This is a genomic window from Paenochrobactrum pullorum (assembly GCF_041929845.1).
GTDB classification, from domain to species: domain Bacteria; phylum Pseudomonadota; class Alphaproteobacteria; order Rhizobiales; family Rhizobiaceae; genus Paenochrobactrum; species Paenochrobactrum pullorum.
On sequence record NZ_JBHEEH010000001.1, the window covers coordinates 381,188 to 400,325 of the forward strand.

Below are 19,138 nucleotides of genomic sequence, written 5' to 3' on the forward strand. Positions count from 1 at the left end.
ACCATGCCTATGCTATTCACTGTATATCTCGGATGATGATAATTTTAAACTTGCCATGATGCCGGGAAACGACGTTGCACAGCAAAAAAGCAAGCTGTGGCAATCGACAAATACGGACTGAACGGATAGAATTTCATCTGGAAATTTATCCAATTCAGTCTGTTCGTATGAGTTTAGTATAGGAATGCACAAGCATATGAGACTGAAGGCAAAGCCCATATATAAAGCAAGCGTATTGGCATTGCTGATGGCTGCCCAGCTTTCACCATTCCTTGTATCTCCCGCACAGGCATTTGAATTGTTCGGTATTCATTTGTGGGGCGAGAAGAAATCAACAGTTGATCCTGATGCAGTGATCGCTGAACCTAAAAACTATGATGTTGAAGTGGTTATCAGCGGCAAGCAGATCAATACTGATGGTAAGGCGGACGATAGCAAGGCAATTATTGAAGGTGCATCCGGATTATTTTCAGATCAGGACAAGCCTGCTTCAGGATCGGCTGGTCTGCTGGCCAAAGCACGTGGTGATTATCGCCGTATTCTGGCCGCTCTTTACAATGAAGGGCGTTATGGCGGCACGATTTCAATTTTAGTCAACGGACGTGAAGCCAGCGACATTCCGCCGGATGCGGATATGCCTGATCATGTCAATATTGTGATGAATATTGATCCGGGACCGCAATTTCTGTTTTCGCGCGCCAGTATTGTCAATATGGCACCGCCACGGGCGAAGCCGCGTCGTGATCAGGTGAAAACACCGGCAGAATCCGGTTTCGCCGATGGTGAAGTGGCTAAATCCGGCACGATTTTACGTGCCGAACGATTGGCCGTTGAAGCATGGCGTCAGCAAGGTTATGCCAAAGCCCGTATGAGTGACGAAGAGGTCACTGCTGATCATAAGGGCAATACAATTGCGGCCGTAATTACGATAGATCCTGGCATGCATGCGCAATATGGCCCCATCGCCGTTGAGGGTACCGACCGGATGGATCCGGCTTTTGTGGCTTGGATGACCGGCCTGAAAGAGGGTGAGGATTTCGATCCGGCCGATTTGGAGCGTGCCAAAAAACGTTTGGCGCGTATGGAAGTTTTCCGGGCGATGAGCTTTCAGGAAGCTGAAAAAATCAATCCGGACGGCACATTGCCGATGACCTTGAATGTGCAGGAACGCAAACCGCGCCGTTTTGGTATTGGTGGCAGTTATTCCACATTAGATGGTTTTGGTGCAGAATCTTATTGGATGCACCGCAATTTGTTGGGCAAAGGCGAGCGTTTACGCGTTGAAGGTAAGATCAGCGGTATTGGTGGTTCGCAAAAGGATTCTTTCAATCCGAAGAACTATACCTATTTGCTGGGAACAAGTTTTACCAAACCGGGTGTCTTTACGCCGGATACGGATTTTGTCACCGGACTGAATGCACGCCGTGAAGTCATTGACGCCTATACGGAAACCTCCGTGAACCTCAAAGGCGGTTTTACGCATATCTTCTCTGATCAGTTATCAGGCAGCGCATATGCCAATGTTGGTCGTTCGCATTTTAATGATGATTATTTTGGCAAGCGTGAATTCACCACGATAGGTCTGCAAGGCAATCTGCTTTATGATGGTCGTGATGATAAAAATGATGCTAAACACGGGCTCTACGGTGAGTTGTATCTTGAGCCGTTTTATGAAGCTACATATGGCAACTTCATCAATAAATTTACCGCTGAAGGGCGCGCTTATTACAGCTTCGGTAAGGGTGACCGCGTAACATTGGCGGGTCGGGCAAAAGTTGGCTCTATTGTTGGTGCGGGCATTAGCGAATTGCCGCCGGATAAATTGTTCTTTGCCGGTGGCGGTGGTTCCATCCGTGGTTATGCTTATCGCAATGTTGGTGTGGAAACATCAACTGGCGAAATCATTGGTGGGCGCTCTTTGGTCGAGGCATCGGGTGAGGTTCGTGCGAAAGTAACAGAATCGATCGGTGTGGTGGCTTTTGCCGATGCAGGCTATGTGGGCGAGAAATCCTATCCGGATTTCTCCGAAAAATTGCGCGTCGGCGTTGGTGGTGGTTTGCGTTATCATACCGGACTTGGCCCAATCCGCCTTGATGCAGCCGTGCCGCTTGACCGTGGATCCGGTGATCCGAAATTTTCTTTCTATGTGGGTATAGGACAGTCGTTTTGACACGATTACTGACACTTGTTTTTGTTCTTTTGTTTGCTCTGCCGGTTTTCGCACAGGATCAGGCGGAGGAAGAGAAATCGTATTTTCTGTCCTTCATTGAAAATCAATTATCCGCACCAAACCGCAGAATTTCTTTCTCTGGTCTGAACGGTGTTTTATCTTCCGAAGCTAAAGTTGGTGCAATCACTATCGCTGACCGTGAAGGTGTATGGCTGCGTATTGAAAACGCAACGCTGAACTGGAGCCGTCTGGCGCTGTTGCGCGGTAATTTAAGCATTCAGAACCTATCGGCCGAGCGTGTGGATTTTTTGCGTACACCTTTGCCGGACAGCAATGTTCCATCACCTGAATCGTCAAGCTTCAGCGTACCTGAATTGCCATTATCAGTGCATCTTGATCAACTTGATATTGCGCGTATTCATTTTGGCAAAGAGGTTTTTGGCCTTGAATCGGATGTATCTGCCAAAGGTAAATTGGCGCTGGCTGATGGCTCGCTGCAATCCGAATTTGCGATCAACCGTCTTGACGGACCGGGTGGCAAATTTGATCTGAAAGCAGATTTTACCAATAGCACACAGAAGCTTGATCTGAATTTGCAGGCTGAGGAACCGGCCAATGGAATTATCGCCAATCTGTTGAACATTGATGGTCGTCCGCCGGTCAAACTCGATGTGCAAGGTGCAGGCGTTCTAGATGATTTGAATATTGATCTGGCTCTTGATGCCGACGGCAAGCGCATTTTGACCGGTGCTTTGACAGTGGATCGCATAGATCAGGGCCAAGATCAGGGCCAAGATCAGGGCCAAGATCAGGGACGTGCGTTTAATGTGCGCCTCAATGGTCCGATTGCAGCTTTGGTTCCGCAGGAATTTCGTGACTTCTTTGGTGCTGACACCAAGCTTTCCGCACTTGGGCTGATTAAGGATCAAGGCGGTATGCGCCTCGATGATCTGGCAGTTGATAGTGCGGCATTGAAGCTTGCCGCTTCTGCTGAGAGCGGCAAAGACGGCTTTTTGAACCGTCTTCGTGTTGATCTAACACTGGCTGATGCTGAAAAAGGGCGCGTCTTGCTGCCGGTTTCAGGAGGTGAAACCTCTGTTGCCAATGCGCGTTTGCAGGTTGCTTTTGGTGACCGACCGACCAATGACTGGGTTGGACGTCTTGATATTGCAAAGTTAAAAACGGCTAATCTTACCAGTGACCATATCAGTTTCGATATGGGTGGCTTGGCAGAAAATCTCGATCAGCCGGATGCACGCCATATTAGTTTTGATGTGAAGGGGAATGTCGGCGGTCTTGATTCGCCCAATGCGGAATTGGCGCAGGCGCTTGGCGAAAAAATAGACCTTTTGATTAATGGTAACTGGACAGCCGGTCGTCCGGTTGATTTGAACCGTGCGGATATTATCGCGCAAGATACCAAGCTGAGCCTGAAGGGTATTATTGAAGAAAACCGTTTTAACGGGGATATCAATGCGGCAATTGAAAGTTTGTCGCCATTTGGTGCGCTTGCCGGACGCGATCTTGGCGGTGCACTGCATCTGGCTGCCAAAGGTAAAATCGATCCATTAACAGGAGCCTTCGATCTTGATCTGGATGGCAGTGCCGATGGTATGCGCACCGGTATTGAAGCGGCTGACAAAGTACTGGCCGGTCAGACCCGTCTGACAGGCGGCATTGCTCGCGGGCCGGAGGGCTTTGCAGCGCGTGATTTCCGTGTTGTTAACGAGCAGACCGAACTGACCGCCAACGGGGTTTTTGCCAGCAAGGATGCAGATTTTAACTTTTCCGCTTCGCTTTCAGATATGGCTTATGTGTCGGCTCAGACATCGGGCAAGTTGACTGTCAAAGGCAGTGCGCGTGGCAATGACGGTGTGTTCGCCGTGGCAATGCGTGTGGCAGCGCCAGAGGGCACACTTGCCGGTCAGAAGCTAAGTAACGGCGCATTTGATTTTAACGCCTTGATGGATGGTAATTCGAAAACCGGCACCGTTTTGAATGGTCAGTTGGCAGGCCATGCGTTTCTTAATGGTGAGCGTGTTGATTTGTCGACATTGGTTGATCTGATTGATGACGAAAAACGTTTGAGCAACCTGTTTTTCAAAGCAGGTGGGGCAGAAGTTCGCGGCAATGTCACACAAACCGCCAAAGGTTTGTTTGACGGCCAGCTACAGGTCGATGCACCTGATGTCTCCACTGCTGCAGCCTTGTTCCTGGTTGAAGCAACGGGTGCCGTTAAAGCCGAAATCGGCCTTGATCATAATGGCGAAAACCAAAATGCCGTTATCAATGCGAATGTGAAAAACCTGAAAGCTAACGGCAACCACATCGATACTGCCGATATTGCGATGAAAGCGCAGGATCTCTTGGGCGTTCCGGTTGTTGATGGTCATGCAACAGCACGTAATATCAAAGTGGGTGATTTCGGCATTGATACGCTTGATGCACAAGCCAATGCACAAGGCTCGAAAACACAGTTTAATGCCAATACGAAGCTTTCTATTGGTACCGCTGTGACGGCTGCCGGTTCATTGGAGCCGAAAGATGGTGGCTTCCTGTTAAGCTTGATGAAGGCGGAAGTGAAGCAGGCGCAGTTGAATGCAATTCTTGCGTCCCCTGCTGATATAGCCGTGCGAGATGGTCGTATTTCCTTTGGTGATGTTATCATTAATGCCAGCAATGGCGGCAATAGTGGTCAGGTGAAGGTAAAAGGCGGTTTGGCAGATAAATTTGATTTATCTGTCGCCATTTCTGATTTGCCCCTGGCGCTTGCCAATGCGGTGCAGCCGGCACTTGGCCTTGGCGGTATCGTCAATGGTACAGCGCATATTACCGGCACGGCTGATGCGCCGGATGTGCGTTTTGATTTGCAGGCACGCGGTGTAACAGCTGCTGAATTGAAAAAACAGGGTATTGCTGCACTTGATGCTGATGCAAAAGGAACATCTGCTAACAATCGTCTCAATGTTGAGGCCCGCATATTCGGTGGTGGCGGCATTGATATACGTGCTAATGGCGGTGTGCCTTTAGACAAAGGCGAATTGGCGCTTGATGTGAACCTTACCCAATTGCCACTGGCCGTTTTAAACGGTGCGGTGAAGGGGCAGGATTTGCGCGGGGTCGTTACCGGTTTTGCTCGTGTGACCGGTACTTTGCAAAACCCGAATGCAAAGTTCTCGCTGAAGGGCAGCGAGCTTGCCACAACTTTCTTACGTGAAAACGGTCTTGCACCTCTAACCTTGAATGCGGCCGGTGATTATGCCGGAGAAGCGGTCAATTTCTCCAGCCTTACAGTTGATGGCCCTAAAGGTCTCAATGTTCGTGCTGATGGTAAAGTGCCGTTTTCAGGTCAAGGTTTGGGCGTTAATGTAACCGGTAATGTGCCTTTGGCGCTTGCCAATCGTTTTTTAGCAGATCGCGGTTCGCAAGCCAGCGGTACTCTGTCGTTGACAGCTTCTGTGTCCGGTGGATTTGATCACCCGCAATTGCGCGGTATGTTCTCAACCAATGGCGCACAGTTTATTGATCCGGAAACCAATGTCCGTCTCAATAATATCAATGTGATGGGTAGTCTTGACGGCGAAACGATTTCGCTGCGTCAGATTAATGCGGATCTGGGCAGCGGTGGTTCGCTAAGCGCAAGCGGAACGATTTCCACCAATATGGCAGCTGCAATGCCTGCCAATATTGAGATCAAGTTTAATCGTGCGCGTTATGCCGATGGTGCGCTGGTGGTTGCAACCGTTAATGGCGGTCTGTCGATTACAGGGCCGTTGTTACGTGATCCTCTGATTGGTGGCCGTATTGATGTGGAACGCGCTGAAATCTCTGTGCCTGAAAGCATGGGCGGCAGTGCTGCAAGCATTAATGTGAACCATATTAATACACCGCTTGCCGTGATGCGTACGCTGACACGGGCGAAGGTTGAAACGCGAAAAGGGCCAATTCCAACACCTTCCGCACGTCCAAGTGTCGCCAAGCTGGATATTCTGGTCAATGCACCAAACAAGATTTTCGTGCGTGGTCGTGGTCTTGATACGGAGCTGGGCGGTCGTTTGCGCTTGACAGGACCTGTGACCAATATCCAGCCTGTTGGCGGCTTTGATTTGTTGCGTGGCCGTATCAGCATTATGGGTCAGCGTATTACCTTTGATGAAGGACAGGTGACACTGATTGGCGATCTCAATCCGCAGGTCAATTTTGTCGCGCGTACTGAAGGCAATGATATTGTTGTGCTTGTTACGGTTAAAGGTACTGTTGACGATCTCGACATTTCGTTCAGCTCACAGCCGGAACTGCCACAGGATGAAGTTTTGGCGCGCTTACTCTTCAATCGTTCGATCAGCGAATTGTCACCTTTCCAGATTGCACAGCTGGCCGCAGCCGCGGCAGAACTGGCAGGCGGCTCCAATACCTCATTGATGGGAAGTATCCGTCAAGGTATCGGTTTGGATGATTTGGACGTTGTTACCGACCAGCAGGGCAATACTGCTGTTCGCGCAGGCACATATATCCGTGACAATATTTATCTGGGCGTTGAGGCTGGTTCTGCCGGAACAACCAAAGGTACCGTGAATATGGATATTACCCGCAGCCTGAAGGCCAAAGCATCTGTTGGTTCAGACGGTAATTCCAGTGCGGGTGTGTTCTACGAACGCGATTACTAAAACATAAAGCGTTTTATTTTATGATCCGGCAGCTCATTTATTTGAACGGATGAAGCTGTCGGATTAACGCTTCCTAAACCATAAAAGCGCAAGGTCATTTTTGATATTAATCATGACCGGAATACGTTTATGGCGAAGTTTGACGCGCAATTTAACCGTCGTACATTTTTGCTGGGCGCTGGCTCGGTAGCTTTTACAGCAGTGGCTGGTTGCCAGTCGATGGATATGTCGGCTTTGCAGATGAATGTTGACCCAATGAGCACCGGCGGCATTTCACCGATGCGGCCGCAGATCAGTGTTGATAAAGCCATTACCACACCGGATGTGATGTATGCGGCGGTGCATGAGGGGGAGTATAGTCTCCCTGCTATTCCGTATCAAAAAGTGTCGAAAGAATTCCGCCGCCAGATTGTACCCGATCCAACCGGTGAAGTACCCGGCACGATCGTTGTCGATACGGCCAATCATTTTCTCTATCTGGTACAGCCGGGCGGTGATGCTTTGCGTTATGGTGTCGGCATTGGCAAAGCTGGTTTTGAGTGGTCGGGACGCGCCAATGTGCAGTATAAAAGGCAATGGCCGCGTTGGACTCCGCCGCCGGAAATGATCAAACGTCAGCCGGAATTGGAAAAATATCGTAATGGTATGGAGCCGGGCCCGCAAAATCCGCTGGGCGCGCGCGCGCTTTATATTTTCCAAAACGGGCAGGATACAGGTTACCGTATTCACGGGTCACCGGAATGGTGGTCAATCGGACAATCTATGTCGTCCGGCTGCATCCGTTTGATGAATCAGGATATTATTGACCTTTATAACCGAACTGAGGGCAAGGCGCCGATCGTGGTTCGAGCCTGAGCAGGCAGATAAAAATCCGGATGAGACTGAGGTCAGGAGAAGTCTCATCCGGTGCACTTTAACAAGTTTGGGTGATAAAGTGCAGCAGCATCAACGCATGGCTAAACGCTGGGCGCTGTGCTGTTTGTCGGAAAAGTCAACAACGAGCTTTTGGATATCCGTACTTGTTACATCAGCCAGTGTTTGTACCACAGGCATAGGCGAAACGATTTCGGCCACTTTGTAAGTGGTCAGCGGATGTTGCTGGCTCATCATAAGCAGTGAAGCTGCTGTCAAAGCTGAAGCCGCAATAATTCCGAGGCGTTTTTCAGTACTGGCAAGCATAACACTCTCCGTTGTGTGGGGCATTTGAGAAGACTGGGCTCAAATGCAAGAGTTAACTGTTGGTCCGGCGATGCGTATCTTAAGTGTCAGTCGGGAGGATTAGGGCAAACTGATTAAGACCGCACCGCCTCATGTTCAGACTGATCTCTAGTGAACGGTCACCGCCGAGGTACGGCTAAGTGCGCTCATCAATGCATTCGTAGGAATCGGCAGTAAAATCTGATCAGCCGCCATCAAGCCATCAGCAAAATCCTGCGCTGCCTTTTCCACTTCCAGACAGCGGCTTTTGCAAGCTATGGAGCCAAGACAGGCATCGATTGTCGCTTGATCGCCGTTCTGCATAGCGGAAATTAGCCCTAAGGTCAGGCATTCAGCCTGACAGACCTGATGGGAATCGAAGGGGAAACTATGCAAAGGGCATAAGGCGCAGTGGCGCAGCACGCGTACAAATTGCGAAAGCTCCGCAATGAGTGCTTTGCTGGCATCAATGCCAACCGCATCACTATAAAGTGCCCAGGTCATTTCCCATGGCAAAACGGTTCCGGTTTCAAAGCCGGCAATCCAGCGACGATAACCTTCAAGCACCAGCCGTTCCGGCAGGCGGTCAAAATAGCATGTGTTGCTGCCGTTTAATTCGGCAATACGTGGGTTCATGAGAACCTCCGCGGTGCAGCTTCGCAAGCTGTGCTGGCAACTGGGTGATATAAATAAGGTGCTGCTGCCATTGGGGCAAAAGCAGAGGCAGAGGCAATAATGCGTTGACCATTGGTTGCGGAGAAAAATTGCACCTGCAATCTGTCATCCGCAGCGTAACGGTCTTTTTTGAGACCAAACATAAGGTCCTCCAATCGAACGGGTTCAAGGCCCAGACATTAAAGGTTGAACGAAGCTGGTAAGGCAGCAGAGCTATCTTTGCCAGTTTCATTTGCAGACATAGAACCGTGGATTCTCTAATCTGTCAAATGAAATTTAAGTATTTTCGTTATATTTCAATAGTTTAGAATTATTCTAGACTAAAATAGTCATGTTTACTGCACTTTCAATAGCAAATATTTTTTAAGCTGCAAAGGGCGATCATGACATTTAATTTAGCTGTGACAAATTGCGCGTAAACAGTGGATAAAAGCTAACCAAGGTCACAGCATGGCGATTGGATGAAGGTTTTTTGAAAAATGATTGAAGCAATAAAAATGCCGGACAAAATCAGTTGGCCTTGTCCGGCAGAAGTTTAAGCAGTGCCCCCGTAGACGCAAAAGGCTCGCTTAGTGGTGGCTATGTTCTGAAGCCGCTTTGCCTTTAGCGGATGTGACGTTAAATTCCACATCCACTTTACCTGCCTTTTCAAATTCCAGTGTAACCGGAACTGTTGTCCCTTCAACATAAGGCTTGGCAGGCTTCATCAACATAAGGTGATAACCACCCGATTTCAGCTCCACAGTTTCACCGGCCGGAATTTCCAGACCATTTTTGAGCTGACGCATTTTCATCACGTCATTTTCCATACTCATTTCATGGATTTCAACATGATCGGCGGTTGGAGTTGAAGCCGCCACAAGGCGATCGGCTTCTTTGCCGTTATTGGTAATAAGGATATACCCACCAGCCACGCTGGCACCGGGCACGCTTGCGCGCACTGTTGGTGCAGCAAGTGACAGGTCCCCCAGTTTAATTGCGTCTGCATGGTCTGCATGGCCGTGGGATTCATGGGGGGCTGGCTTTGAAGGCGAATGGGCGTGTGCCGCGGAAAGGCTGATGAGAAGTGCCGCAGAAGTTGCAGCAAAAAAACGTAACATCATTGAAATAATCCTGAATTTTTAATCATTATCGATGCGCAATAATTGTGAGTTTACGGCGCAATTTCGTTGAGATTTAAAAAGATCAGGCAACAGGAGGTGCGCGTGGCGGTGCCGCTGGCGGGTAGATTATCCGGCTGATAATTGTTTCGGATAAAATCTCCCCGTGCGCTAAAGCTGGATGGAGTACAGGGCCGGATGAGGCGTTAGGGGCAGGGCAGACGAATTTGGCGGTCAGCCGGCAGGCATCGCAATCAGCCACATGCAGATGGCGTGTTTCGCCGGGTTTGCCGTTAATATCGCGACTGCTGTCGAGGCAGATGACCGGAAATGTCCCGTCCGGCAGTCTGAATTCGGAGCGTAAAAAATCGGAAGCTTCTGTCGCGCGTAGTTCGATCGGCTTATGGGCAAAAGCGACAAAAAATAGAGCCAATACGCTTAGAAAGCGTATCAGAAGTGCTGTTTTTTTTGTTGTGTTTTGCACCATTCACCGTCTGCCGGATTAAGAGTTTTATAATCTTAGCTTGTATTTAGCGTGGAAGCATCAATCTTGCCAAGGCTTAAATATAGCGGCCGCCACGCTGGATCACTTCGATCTTGTAGCCGTCAGGGTCACTGATGAAGAAGAAACGGGCAACAAGTGTGTCGCCATTTTTAAACTCGACTATATCACGTGACGCAAAACCTAGAGCTGTCATGCGTTTGTGTTCAGCGTTGAGATCATCGACCACGAAGGCTAAATGGCCATAACCGTCACCCAGATCATAAGGAATTTCGCGTCCTTTATTGATGGTGAGTTCTAACTCAAAATCATTTTCTTCATTGCGAAGATAGACGAGAGTAAATGCTTCAAATTCAATACGTTCGGCAATTTTCAAACTGAATGCGCCGGCATAAAAATCAACGGATTTTTGTTCGTCAAGCACCCGGATCATACTGTGAATAGCTTTAGCCATTAAACGCTCCTTATAAAGTTTGGCTCTTTTTATCAGTCTCATGTGAAATGACAATGAAGAGAGCAGAGGAATGTTGCGCTTAAAATCTGCATAGAAGCGCTCTTGAAGGGTTGGCCTTTTCTTGCAAACTGCTTTATCCCTATATGTATCAAAATGATGATGCGGGATGAAGGCTCAATGTCAGGTGTAACGCGCGAACAGGTTCTCAACCAACTCCGGCAGGTGACGGGGCCGGATTTTAAAGGCGATATTGTTTCGCTCGGATTGGTTTCAGATATATTTATTGCCGATGGTAAAGTGTTCTTTTCCATTACGGTTCCCTCAGACCGGGCCGAGGCACTGGAGCCGTTGCGCAGCATGGCTGAAAAAGTAGTCTCTGGCATTCCTGGTGTAAAAAGTACACTCGTGACATTGACGGCTGAAAAAATCGGTGGCCGTACCAGTGATGATGCACCGCCACCACGTCCGCAGCCTGCACGTCCGGCTCAACCACAACCACAGGCGACCCGCCCGCAAGGCGCACCGACATTGCCTCCAAAAGCTGGGGTTCCGGGTGTCAAACATATTATCGCAGTTGCTTCCGGCAAAGGCGGGGTGGGGAAATCCACCACCACGGTCAATCTGGCGCTCGGACTTCATGCCAATGGCTTGAAAGTCGGCATTTTGGATGCCGATATTTATGGCCCCTCTATGCCGCGTCTGCTGGGTATTTCCGGTCAGCCGGAACAGACCCGTGACAAACGCATCGAGCCGATGGAGCGCTATGGCATCAAAGTGATGTCGATGGGCTTTATGGTTGATGAAGATGCGCCTATGATCTGGCGCGGCCCGATGGTGGTTTCAGCACTTACGCAAATGCTGCGTGAGGTCAATTGGGGCAATCTCGACGTGATGGTGGTGGATATGCCTCCAGGCACTGGCGACGTGCAATTGACTATGGCACAGAAAGTGCCGCTTTCCGGTGCCGTCATTGTTTCGACGCCGCAGGATCTGGCGCTGATTGATGCGCGTAAAGGTTTGAACATGTTCCGCAAAGTGGAAATCCCTTTGCTGGGCGTGGTGGAAAATATGAGCTATTTTCTCGCCCCTGATACGGGCGCACGTTATGACATTTTCGGTCATGGCGGTGCTAAGGCAGAAGCCGAGCGCATTGGCGTGCCTTTCTTGGGCGAAGTGCCGCTGCATATGGATGTGCGTGCTTATTCCGATGCAGGCACACCCATTACCGCCATAGAGCCTGAAAGTGTGCATGCGCAGATCTATCGCGATATGGCGAAAAAGGTTTGGGACAATATCAATGCGGGCGAAGGTGGCAGCGGCCGTCAGGCACCTAATATTGTTTTCGATTGATATTAAAAAAGGCCGGTTAACCGGCCTTTTTTAATGCCTCAGGTGATGGCGGTGGGCATAGCAAAGCCGGTAATGGCTTTTACCTGTGTGATCTTTTCTGCAATCTCAATAAGCTCTGCCAGTGCTTCTTGGGTGTCGAGTGCCAGCTTATCTTCATTTGCTTCATAGCGTTCAATATAAATGCGGATGGTAGCACCTGTAGTGCCGGTGCCTGACAAACGCACAACAATGCGCGAACCATTATTAAATAAAATCCGAATGCCTTGATGGGCGCTGACTGACTGATCCACCGGATCATGATAGGCAAAGTCATCGGTTTTTTCGATTGATTGACCATCAATGGTGGTGCCGGACAGAGAAGCGAGCTCATCACGCAGACGTTGCATGACCTTGTTGGCAATATCAGTGTCCACCCCTTCATAATCATGGCGTGAATAATAGTTGCGGCCAAAAATGCGCCAATGCTCATTGACAATATCGGCCACACTTTGGCGACGCACAGCCAGAATATTGAGCCATAACAAGACCGCCCAAAGACCGTCTTTTTCGCGCACATGATCAGAGCTTGTGCCTGCACTTTCCTCGCCACAGATGGTTGCCATTTGATGGTCGAGCAGATTGCCGAAGAACTTCCAGCCGGTCGGCACTTCATACATGCCGATTTTCAGTTTTTCGGCCACACGATCAGCGGCACAGCTTGTCGGCATTGAGCGGGCAATGCCTTTCAATCCAGATGAATAAGCCGGAACCAGATGCGCATTGGCGGCAAGCACCGCGAGGGAATCAGATGGTGCCACAAACATGCCGCGTCCGACAATCATATTGCGGTCGCCGTCGCCGTCAGAGGCTGCACCAAAATCCGGTGCATTGTCCGACATCAGCAGATCATAAAGCCCTTTGGCATAGATCAGGTTGGGGTCTGGGTGCTGGCCGCCAAAATCCGGTAGTGGCACAGCATTGATGACACTGCCTTCCAACGCACCCAAGCGCTTTTCAAAAATCTCTTTGGCATAAGGGCCGGTGACGGCATGCATTGCATCAAATTGCAGCGTAAAGCCGGCTTTTATCAAAGCGCGAATGGCATCGAAATCAAAGATTTCTTCCATCATTTCGGCATAATCAGCAACACTGTCGATGATCTCGATGGTGGTTGCGCCAATCTGATGTTTGCCAATGTGGCTTAGATCAATGTCTGGGGTTTCAACGCTGAAATATTGATCAATATGTTTTGTGCGCTCGAAAACTGCATTGGTGATTTTTTCAGGCGCCGGACCACCATTGCTGATATTGTATTTGATGCCGAAATCTTGTTTCGGACCGCCCGGATTATGGCTGGCAGAAAGCACCAAGCCGCCGAGTGCTTGATATTTTCGGATCAGATTGGAAACGGCAGGTGTTGATAAAATACCGTTTTGACCGATCATCACATGGCCAAACCCATTGGCAACAGCCAGACGTATCGCCTTCTGAATCACCTGATCATTATAAAAACGACCATCACCACCAATGATAAGCTTTTGCCCTTGCAGATTGCCGATCACGTCAAAAATCGACTGAATGAAATTTTCGGCATAATTTTCCTGCTGAAAGACCGGTACTTTTTTACGCAAACCCGATGTGCCGGGTAATTGATCCAGATAAGGCTCCGTTGCTACAGTTTTGATCACTATATCATCACTCATCTTTGTCATGGCGTTTCGGTTCTTCTTTGCTTTTTTAATGATCTTCAATGCTGTTTAGCGCATTCAGATGATGTTAGGATATCAATATTGCGCGGACTTGATAATATTCTGTGTCTGCCGCTTTAGTTGCACAAAAGCAAATTGTATTTCGTATAGGGATCTATTCAATCCTGTCTAAGCCTTAGCTAAAGTTTAATCTTTCAGGCTTGTGCGCACAGCTCTTATACGTCTAAATCGTGGCACATAAAAAACAGCTTGCTAAAGACAGGATATTCCATGTCACAGACTTATGTTTTCGCACCGCAACCACAGGCAAGCTTGCCTGTTAAAGGGATTGATCAGCACTTTCCGGTGCATCGGATCTATTGCGTTGGTCAAAATTATGCTGACCATGTGGTAGAAATGGGTGGTGATCCAAACCGTTCTTTCCCGTTTTTCTTCCAGAAAAGCCCTGATTGTCTGGTGGAAGGAAATGCTGATTTTCCTTATCCGTCGCAGACCAATGATGTGCATCACGAGATTGAACTGGTCGTAGCAATCGGTAAAGATGGTGCGGATATTGCGGCGGAAAGCGCGCTGGATCATGTCTATGCCTATGCGGTTGGCATTGATATGACACGTCGTGATTTGCAGGCTGTCGCTAAAAAAGCCGGCCGGCCATGGGAGACCGCCAAGTCGTTTGATCATTCTGCACCTTGCGGTGATCTGGTGCACGTTGAAGAATGCGGTCATCTTTCATCGGGTGCTATCTGGTTGAAAGTGAATGGTGAAACGCGCCAGAGCGGTGATCTCAATCAGATGATCTGGAAAGTAGGCGAGAGCATCGCTTATCTTTCATCACTGTTTGAGTTAAAAGCAGGTGACTTGATTTTCACCGGCACACCGGCAGGTGTTGGTGCTATTCAGCGCGGAGACAGCATCGAAGGCGGCATTGACAAGCTTGGCAGTGTGCGCTGTAAAGTGGTGTAATAATAAATACTTAAACACTATTCTAACAGCGTGTAATATTGATTTTATCAGATGTTACACGCTTTGCTCTTTCTTAAGTACTCCAATACGTGGTAGCTTTAGGCTTAGTTCAGGTGTGGGAAGAGATTCCGGCGTTTGGAATTTACATTGCAAAAGGATTGGTCATGGCATTTGAGGATATCAAGGCAGAACTGGCGCTCTTGTTTGAGCAGATGGTGAACCAGCCGGAAGATGCGCATGAAATTCGTGAAGCCTTGCATGAAAAACTCAATACATTGAAAGCCAGTGGTCTGCCGCTTCCTGAAGATTTGGTCGAGCTTGAAAAACGCCTGACTACAGATTTTGAAGCGTAAAAGTTTAATGATTACGGCTCTCAACGGTTACAACCAGACATCTGTTCTGGCGCGGACACGTATTTTTTGTGTCGGACTTGCCATGTCAGCGATTGGACTGGTTTTATCCGGTTGCAATACGACAGGTGAGGGCTCTTCATCACAAACGGCTTTACTATCTTCGGTGTCAACCGATGCTGAAACAGGTCAAGCGGCTGATGGCAACAATGCGGTTGCTGTTGCAAATGCTGATACACCTGTCGATGCCGAGTCAGAAGCCGCAGCTGCCATGCAAATTGCCGGTTTGCAGCAGTCCGCCCCTTTGCCGTTATCACGTGAAGCAGCTATACCGGCCATGGCTTATGCCGGAACACCGGCGGATTCATCGCCGGGTTCGCTGGCTGCCAATTTAGCCTTTGAGACACCGCCGAATGCACCAACCGGCCTTGATGAACTCATCCAGAAATATGCTTCCACCTATGAAGTGCCCGAACGGCTGGTGCGTCGCGTGGTGCATCGTGAAAGCCGTTTTAATCCGGCAGCACGTAACGGGCCTTATTGGGGATTGATGCAGATCAGCCATCCGACGGCGCGCGGTATGGGGTATCGCGGTGTGGCCAGCGGTTTGCTGGATGCTGAAACCAACCTCAAATATGCGGTTAAGTATCTCGCTGGTGCTTATAAAGTGGCCGATGGTGACGAAAGTCAGGCGGTTAGATTCTATGCGCGCGGCTATTATTATGATGCCAAGCGTAAAGGTCTGCTGGAAGAAACCGGTTTGCGTCCAGCTCGCAAATAGCAATCTGTCTTCTCTTTTAAAGTCATAGCCATGTCATAATTGCGCGACATCTTCAAGTCGCGCAAACGACAGCCTATATATGCAGAATGTTTGCGCCTGGAACGAGTAAGCAGAAAGCACCGCTATGACGACTAAGACCAATCCCTCATGGAATTATAACCGTGCCGAATTATGGGCGGATGGGGTTATCCATGTGTTGGGCGTGATACTTGGTTTGATCGGTGCAGTCGCATTGCTCATTTACACACTGCCGGTTTTGCCTGTTTCCAAGTCTATGGCAATTGCAATTTATGCATTGTCGCTGGTGCTGGTTTTAACAATGTCGGCACTTTACAATATCTGGCCGGTATCACGGGTAAAGTGGTTTTTGCGTCGTTTTGATCATGCGGCGATTTACGTTCTGATCGCCGGAACCTATACGCCTTTTCTTATCCAGACTGGTGGACAAGCACCATATTTATTGAGCTTTGTGTGGGGTGTAGCACTATTAGGAGTAAGCCTGAAGCTTATGTGGCCGGCACGTTTTGAGCGATTGTCGATTGTGCTTTATCTGGCGTTAGGCTGGAGCGGGATTCTGGTTTATGACACACTTTTTCAAGTGCTTTCACCCACTACACTCTGGCTGATCGCTGCCGGAGGCGTGGTTTACTCGCTAGGTGTCATTTTCCATGTTTGGGAGCGGTTACGCTTTCAAAATGCCATCTGGCATGGGTTTGTCGTGTCAGGGGCGGCGCTACATTATTGTGCCGTGTTTTTTGCCAGCTCTTTGACATGAATTTCAGTTTGATTTTATGGTAATTGATCAGTATATGTTTCGTATATGAATCATATATTGGTTGAGCTATGGGTATTGTAAAAATTAATGACGAGCTGCATGAAGAGTTGCGTAAAGCCAGCGATGTGATGTGCCGCTCTATCAACGCACAGGCAGAATATTGGATGAAAATCGGCATGTTGGCGCAAGCGCATCCCGACATGACATTTAATGACATTGTGCAGATGCAGTTACGCAGCGCCAAGGTGGATCTGGGGCAAATTGTGCAGGCTCATTCATGATAAAAAGTGCTGAAGAACTGGAAAAAATGGCTGTATCCGGCCGCTTGCTGGCTGATGTTTTTGTCTTCATTGATCAGCTGCCGTTGGTGGGCATGACCACCATGCAGGTGAATGATCAGGTGGAAGATTATATCGTCAACACGTTGAAATCACGCCCTGCCAGCAAAGGGCAATATGATTATCCCTATGTGCTGAACTGCTCACGCAATGAGGTGGTCTGCCATGGAATGCCGTCGGAAAAGGATGTGATTGCCACTGGTCAGATCATCAATTTTGACATCACGCTTGAGAAAGACGGCTTTATCGCTGATTCCAGTAAGACTTATATGATCGGCAGTGTAGCGCCTTATGCGGAAAAGTTGGTGCGCAGCACTTATGAAGCCTTGTGGAAGGGGATTGCGGTCGTGCGTCCCGGCGCGACTGTTGGCGATATCGGCCATGCGATCGAGCGCTTTGCCAAGGGATATGGCTATGGCGTGGTGAGCGAATATTGCGGCCATGGTATAGGGCGCGAAATGCATGAAGCACCGGATATTATTCATGTGGGCAAAGCAGGCACCGGCGTGGTGTTGCATGAAGGCATGACCTTTACCATCGAGCCAATGCTCAATCAGGGAACCGCGCGGGTCAAAACCAAAAAAGACGGCTGGACGGTGGTCACAAAGGACGGAAAACTGTCCGCCCAGTTCGAGCATACTGTGCAAGTGACAGCCGATGGAGTCAGGGTTTTGACACTGCGCCCCGATGAAGAAAAAATGCTGGATTTGCTGAAATAAAAGCAAATTTTGATGTAAAAAAAGCCCTTCCGCATTGCGAAAGGGCTTTTTCATTTTTTATGCGGATAAAATTAGCGACGATTACGTGCCGCCAATGTACGCAGACGCAATGCATTGAGCTTGATGAAGCCTGCTGCATCTTTCTGGTCATAGGCGCCGTGATCGTCTTCAAAGGTAACAAGCGCATCGGAATAAAGCGACTTATCGCTTTCACGACCGGTGACGATAACATTGCCCTTGTAGAGTTTCAGGGTTACTTCACCTTCAACATGCTGCTGGCTGAGGTCGATTGCGGCCTGCAACATTTCACGCTCAGGCGAGAACCAGAAGCCGTAATAGATCAACTCTGCATAACGTGGCATCAGTTCATCTTTAAGGTGAGCCGCACCTCGGTCAAGAGTGATGGATTCCATTGCGCGATGCGCTGCCAACAAGATGGTGCCGCCTGGTGTTTCGTAAACGCCGCGTGACTTCATGCCGACAAAACGGTTTTCTACAAGGTCAAGACGACCAATACCATTGTCACGGCCATAATCGTTCAACTTGGCGAGAATCGTTGCTGGTGACATGCGGATGCCGTTGATGGAAACCGCATCACCTTTTTCAAAGCCGATCTTGATGATGGTTGGCTTGTCTGGTGCGGCTTCCGGCGAAATGGTGCGCATATGTACATATTCAGGGGCTTCAACTGCTGGATCTTCCAGAACTTTACCTTCGGATGAAGAATGCAGCAGGTTGGCATCAACGGAGAATGGTGCTTCGCCGAGCTTGTCTTTTGCAACAGGGATCTGGTGCTGTTCAGCAAAGTTGAGCAGGTCTGTACGGCTCTTGAATGCCCAGTCGCGCCAAGGTGCAATGATCTTGATGTCCGGATTGAGCGCGTAAGCGGAAAGCTCGAAACGAACCTGATCGTTGCCTTTACCGGTTGCGCCGTGTGCAATGGCATCCGCACCGGTTTCTTCAGCGATTTCGATCAAACGCTTGGAAATGAGCGGACGTGCAATGGAAGTACCGAGCAGGTAGACGCCTTCATAAACCGCATTGGCGCGGAACATCGGAAAGACGAAATCACGAACAAATTCTTCACGGACATCTTCAACATAGATTTCTTTGATGCCGAGCATTTCTGCTTTTTTGCGCGCAGGTTCAAGTTCTTCGCCCTGACCCAGATCAGCAGTAAAGGTCACAACTTCTGCATTCAGTTCGGTTTGCAGCCATTTCAGAATGATGGATGTATCGAGGCCGCCCGAATAGGCGAGAACGACTTTTTTAACGTCTTTCAACTTGCTCATAATTCACTTCCGTTCGATGCAAAATCAGCCGGTTGACGGCCAGAAAGGGTCAGAGAAATATATTTGTTACTTGGTCTTTTATCAGCTGGATAAGACTGTGCAAGTATGATGGTGCAA

Annotated in this window: 18 protein-coding genes; 10 read left to right on the top strand and 8 right to left on the bottom strand. The window is 49.1% G+C overall.

What is annotated here, in order from left to right; translation table 11 throughout:
* Nucleotides 1-196 precede the first annotated feature (196 nt).
* From JNC77_RS01900 to JNC77_RS01910, 3 genes are all read left to right on the top strand, one after another.
* The gene (locus JNC77_RS01900) at nucleotides 197-2,170 is read left to right on the top strand and encodes an autotransporter assembly complex protein TamA (protein WP_374829019.1); all 1,974 of its coding nucleotides are present in this window, start codon (nucleotides 197-199) and stop codon (nucleotides 2,168-2,170) included.
* Nucleotides 2,167-6,837 (top strand): translocation/assembly module TamB domain-containing protein, encoded by a 4,671-nt coding sequence (locus tag JNC77_RS01905; protein WP_374829020.1) that lies wholly within the window; start codon nucleotides 2,167-2,169, stop codon nucleotides 6,835-6,837. The genes JNC77_RS01900 and JNC77_RS01905 overlap by 4 nt, the downstream gene beginning before the upstream one ends.
* Before the next feature lie 129 nt (nucleotides 6,838-6,966).
* Nucleotides 6,967-7,692, top strand: a complete 726-nt coding sequence (locus JNC77_RS01910; RefSeq protein ID WP_374829021.1) for a L,D-transpeptidase — start codon at nucleotides 6,967-6,969, stop codon at nucleotides 7,690-7,692.
* A gap of 90 nt (nucleotides 7,693-7,782) precedes the next feature.
* Here JNC77_RS01910 and JNC77_RS01915 read toward each other — a convergent pair whose 3' ends face one another.
* The 6 genes from JNC77_RS01915 to JNC77_RS01940 all read right to left on the bottom strand — a co-directional run bounded on the left by JNC77_RS01915 (nucleotide 7,783) and on the right by JNC77_RS01940 (nucleotide 10,765).
* A complete protein-coding gene (locus JNC77_RS01915) occupies nucleotides 7,783-8,016 on the bottom strand; it encodes a hypothetical protein (protein WP_374829022.1) in 234 nt (77 codons plus the stop codon).
* A gap of 147 nt (nucleotides 8,017-8,163) precedes the next feature.
* On the bottom strand, nucleotides 8,164-8,670 hold the full coding sequence (locus tag JNC77_RS01920) for a hypothetical protein (protein WP_374829023.1): 507 nt from the start codon (nucleotides 8,668-8,670) through the stop codon (nucleotides 8,164-8,166).
* Complete coding sequence (locus tag JNC77_RS01925) at nucleotides 8,667-8,852, bottom strand: hypothetical protein (protein ID WP_374829024.1); 186 nt, start codon at nucleotides 8,850-8,852, stop codon at nucleotides 8,667-8,669. The genes JNC77_RS01920 and JNC77_RS01925 overlap by 4 nt, the downstream gene beginning before the upstream one ends.
* A gap of 426 nt (nucleotides 8,853-9,278) precedes the next feature.
* Entirely contained in the window at nucleotides 9,279-9,812 is a 534-nt protein-coding gene (locus tag JNC77_RS01930; protein WP_374829025.1) for a copper chaperone PCu(A)C, read from the bottom strand.
* Nucleotides 9,813-9,894: 82 nt separating this feature from the next.
* Complete coding sequence (locus tag JNC77_RS01935) at nucleotides 9,895-10,296, bottom strand: hypothetical protein (protein ID WP_374829026.1); 402 nt, start codon at nucleotides 10,294-10,296, stop codon at nucleotides 9,895-9,897.
* 73 nt (nucleotides 10,297-10,369) lie between these two features.
* Nucleotides 10,370-10,765, bottom strand: coding sequence for a VOC family protein (locus JNC77_RS01940; RefSeq protein ID WP_374829027.1), 396 nt, complete (start codon nucleotides 10,763-10,765; stop codon nucleotides 10,370-10,372).
* Nucleotides 10,766-10,942: 177 nt separating this feature from the next.
* Between JNC77_RS01940 and JNC77_RS01945 the strand changes: the two genes are divergently transcribed.
* On the top strand, nucleotides 10,943-12,115 hold the full coding sequence (locus JNC77_RS01945) for an Mrp/NBP35 family ATP-binding protein (RefSeq protein ID WP_374829028.1): 1,173 nt from the start codon (nucleotides 10,943-10,945) through the stop codon (nucleotides 12,113-12,115).
* 38 nt (nucleotides 12,116-12,153) lie between these two features.
* Here JNC77_RS01945 and JNC77_RS01950 read toward each other — a convergent pair whose 3' ends face one another.
* Nucleotides 12,154-13,785 (bottom strand): alpha-D-glucose phosphate-specific phosphoglucomutase, encoded by a 1,632-nt coding sequence (locus JNC77_RS01950; RefSeq protein ID WP_374830427.1) that lies wholly within the window; start codon nucleotides 13,783-13,785, stop codon nucleotides 12,154-12,156.
* Nucleotides 13,786-14,073: 288 nt separating this feature from the next.
* Between JNC77_RS01950 and JNC77_RS01955 the strand changes: the two genes are divergently transcribed.
* The 6 genes from JNC77_RS01955 to map all read left to right on the top strand — a co-directional run bounded on the left by JNC77_RS01955 (nucleotide 14,074) and on the right by map (nucleotide 17,729).
* Nucleotides 14,074-14,766 (top strand): fumarylacetoacetate hydrolase family protein, encoded by a 693-nt coding sequence (locus JNC77_RS01955; RefSeq protein ID WP_374829029.1) that lies wholly within the window; start codon nucleotides 14,074-14,076, stop codon nucleotides 14,764-14,766.
* A 164-nt stretch (nucleotides 14,767-14,930) separates the two neighbouring features.
* On the top strand, nucleotides 14,931-15,119 hold the full coding sequence (locus JNC77_RS01960; protein ID WP_374829030.1) for a hypothetical protein: 189 nt from the start codon (nucleotides 14,931-14,933) through the stop codon (nucleotides 15,117-15,119).
* 82 nt (nucleotides 15,120-15,201) lie between these two features.
* On the top strand, nucleotides 15,202-15,897 hold the full coding sequence (locus JNC77_RS01965) for a transglycosylase SLT domain-containing protein (protein ID WP_374830429.1): 696 nt from the start codon (nucleotides 15,202-15,204) through the stop codon (nucleotides 15,895-15,897).
* A 124-nt stretch (nucleotides 15,898-16,021) separates the two neighbouring features.
* Complete coding sequence (gene trhA / locus JNC77_RS01970) at nucleotides 16,022-16,672, top strand: PAQR family membrane homeostasis protein TrhA (RefSeq protein WP_374829031.1); 651 nt, start codon at nucleotides 16,022-16,024, stop codon at nucleotides 16,670-16,672.
* A 68-nt stretch (nucleotides 16,673-16,740) separates the two neighbouring features.
* The gene (locus JNC77_RS01975) at nucleotides 16,741-16,953 is read left to right on the top strand and encodes a ParD-like family protein (RefSeq protein WP_374829032.1); all 213 of its coding nucleotides are present in this window, start codon (nucleotides 16,741-16,743) and stop codon (nucleotides 16,951-16,953) included.
* Complete coding sequence (gene map, locus JNC77_RS01980) at nucleotides 16,950-17,729, top strand: type I methionyl aminopeptidase (RefSeq protein ID WP_374829033.1); 780 nt, start codon at nucleotides 16,950-16,952, stop codon at nucleotides 17,727-17,729. Before JNC77_RS01975 ends, map begins: the two co-directional genes overlap by 4 nt.
* Nucleotides 17,730-17,800: 71 nt before the next feature.
* On the opposite strand, the gene JNC77_RS01985 is transcribed toward map, so the two are convergent.
* Nucleotides 17,801-19,021, bottom strand: a complete 1,221-nt coding sequence (locus JNC77_RS01985) for an argininosuccinate synthase (protein ID WP_374829034.1) — start codon at nucleotides 19,019-19,021, stop codon at nucleotides 17,801-17,803.
* Between the last annotated feature and the right edge of the window lie 117 nt (nucleotides 19,022-19,138).

What these genes read in the sequence shown, in the direction of transcription:
- JNC77_RS01900 (WP_374829019.1), top strand. Translation starts at nt 197, where the DNA reads ATGAGACTGAAGGCAAAGCCCATATATAAAGCAAGCGTATTGGCATTG.
- JNC77_RS01910 (WP_374829021.1), top strand. Translation starts at nt 6,967, where the DNA reads ATGGCGAAGTTTGACGCGCAATTTAACCGTCGTACATTTTTGCTGGGC.
- JNC77_RS01915 (WP_374829022.1), bottom strand. Translation starts at nt 8,016, where the DNA reads ATGCTTGCCAGTACTGAAAAACGCCTCGGAATTATTGCGGCTTCAGCT.
- JNC77_RS01920 (WP_374829023.1), bottom strand. Translation starts at nt 8,670, where the DNA reads ATGAACCCACGTATTGCCGAATTAAACGGCAGCAACACATGCTATTTT.
- JNC77_RS01925 (WP_374829024.1), bottom strand. Translation starts at nt 8,852, where the DNA reads ATGTTTGGTCTCAAAAAAGACCGTTACGCTGCGGATGACAGATTGCAG.
- JNC77_RS01930 (WP_374829025.1), bottom strand. Translation starts at nt 9,812, where the DNA reads ATGATGTTACGTTTTTTTGCTGCAACTTCTGCGGCACTTCTCATCAGC.
- JNC77_RS01935 (WP_374829026.1), bottom strand. Translation starts at nt 10,296, where the DNA reads ATGGTGCAAAACACAACAAAAAAAACAGCACTTCTGATACGCTTTCTA.
- JNC77_RS01940 (WP_374829027.1), bottom strand. Translation starts at nt 10,765, where the DNA reads ATGGCTAAAGCTATTCACAGTATGATCCGGGTGCTTGACGAACAAAAA.
- JNC77_RS01945 (WP_374829028.1), top strand. Translation starts at nt 10,943, where the DNA reads ATGTCAGGTGTAACGCGCGAACAGGTTCTCAACCAACTCCGGCAGGTG.
- JNC77_RS01955 (WP_374829029.1), top strand. Translation starts at nt 14,074, where the DNA reads ATGTCACAGACTTATGTTTTCGCACCGCAACCACAGGCAAGCTTGCCT.
- JNC77_RS01960 (WP_374829030.1), top strand. Translation starts at nt 14,931, where the DNA reads ATGGCATTTGAGGATATCAAGGCAGAACTGGCGCTCTTGTTTGAGCAG.
- JNC77_RS01965 (WP_374830429.1), top strand. Translation starts at nt 15,202, where the DNA reads ATGTCAGCGATTGGACTGGTTTTATCCGGTTGCAATACGACAGGTGAG.
- trhA (WP_374829031.1), top strand. Translation starts at nt 16,022, where the DNA reads ATGACGACTAAGACCAATCCCTCATGGAATTATAACCGTGCCGAATTA.
- JNC77_RS01975 (WP_374829032.1), top strand. Translation starts at nt 16,741, where the DNA reads ATGGGTATTGTAAAAATTAATGACGAGCTGCATGAAGAGTTGCGTAAA.
- map (WP_374829033.1), top strand. Translation starts at nt 16,950, where the DNA reads ATGATAAAAAGTGCTGAAGAACTGGAAAAAATGGCTGTATCCGGCCGC.
- JNC77_RS01985 (WP_374829034.1), bottom strand. Translation starts at nt 19,021, where the DNA reads ATGAGCAAGTTGAAAGACGTTAAAAAAGTCGTTCTCGCCTATTCGGGC.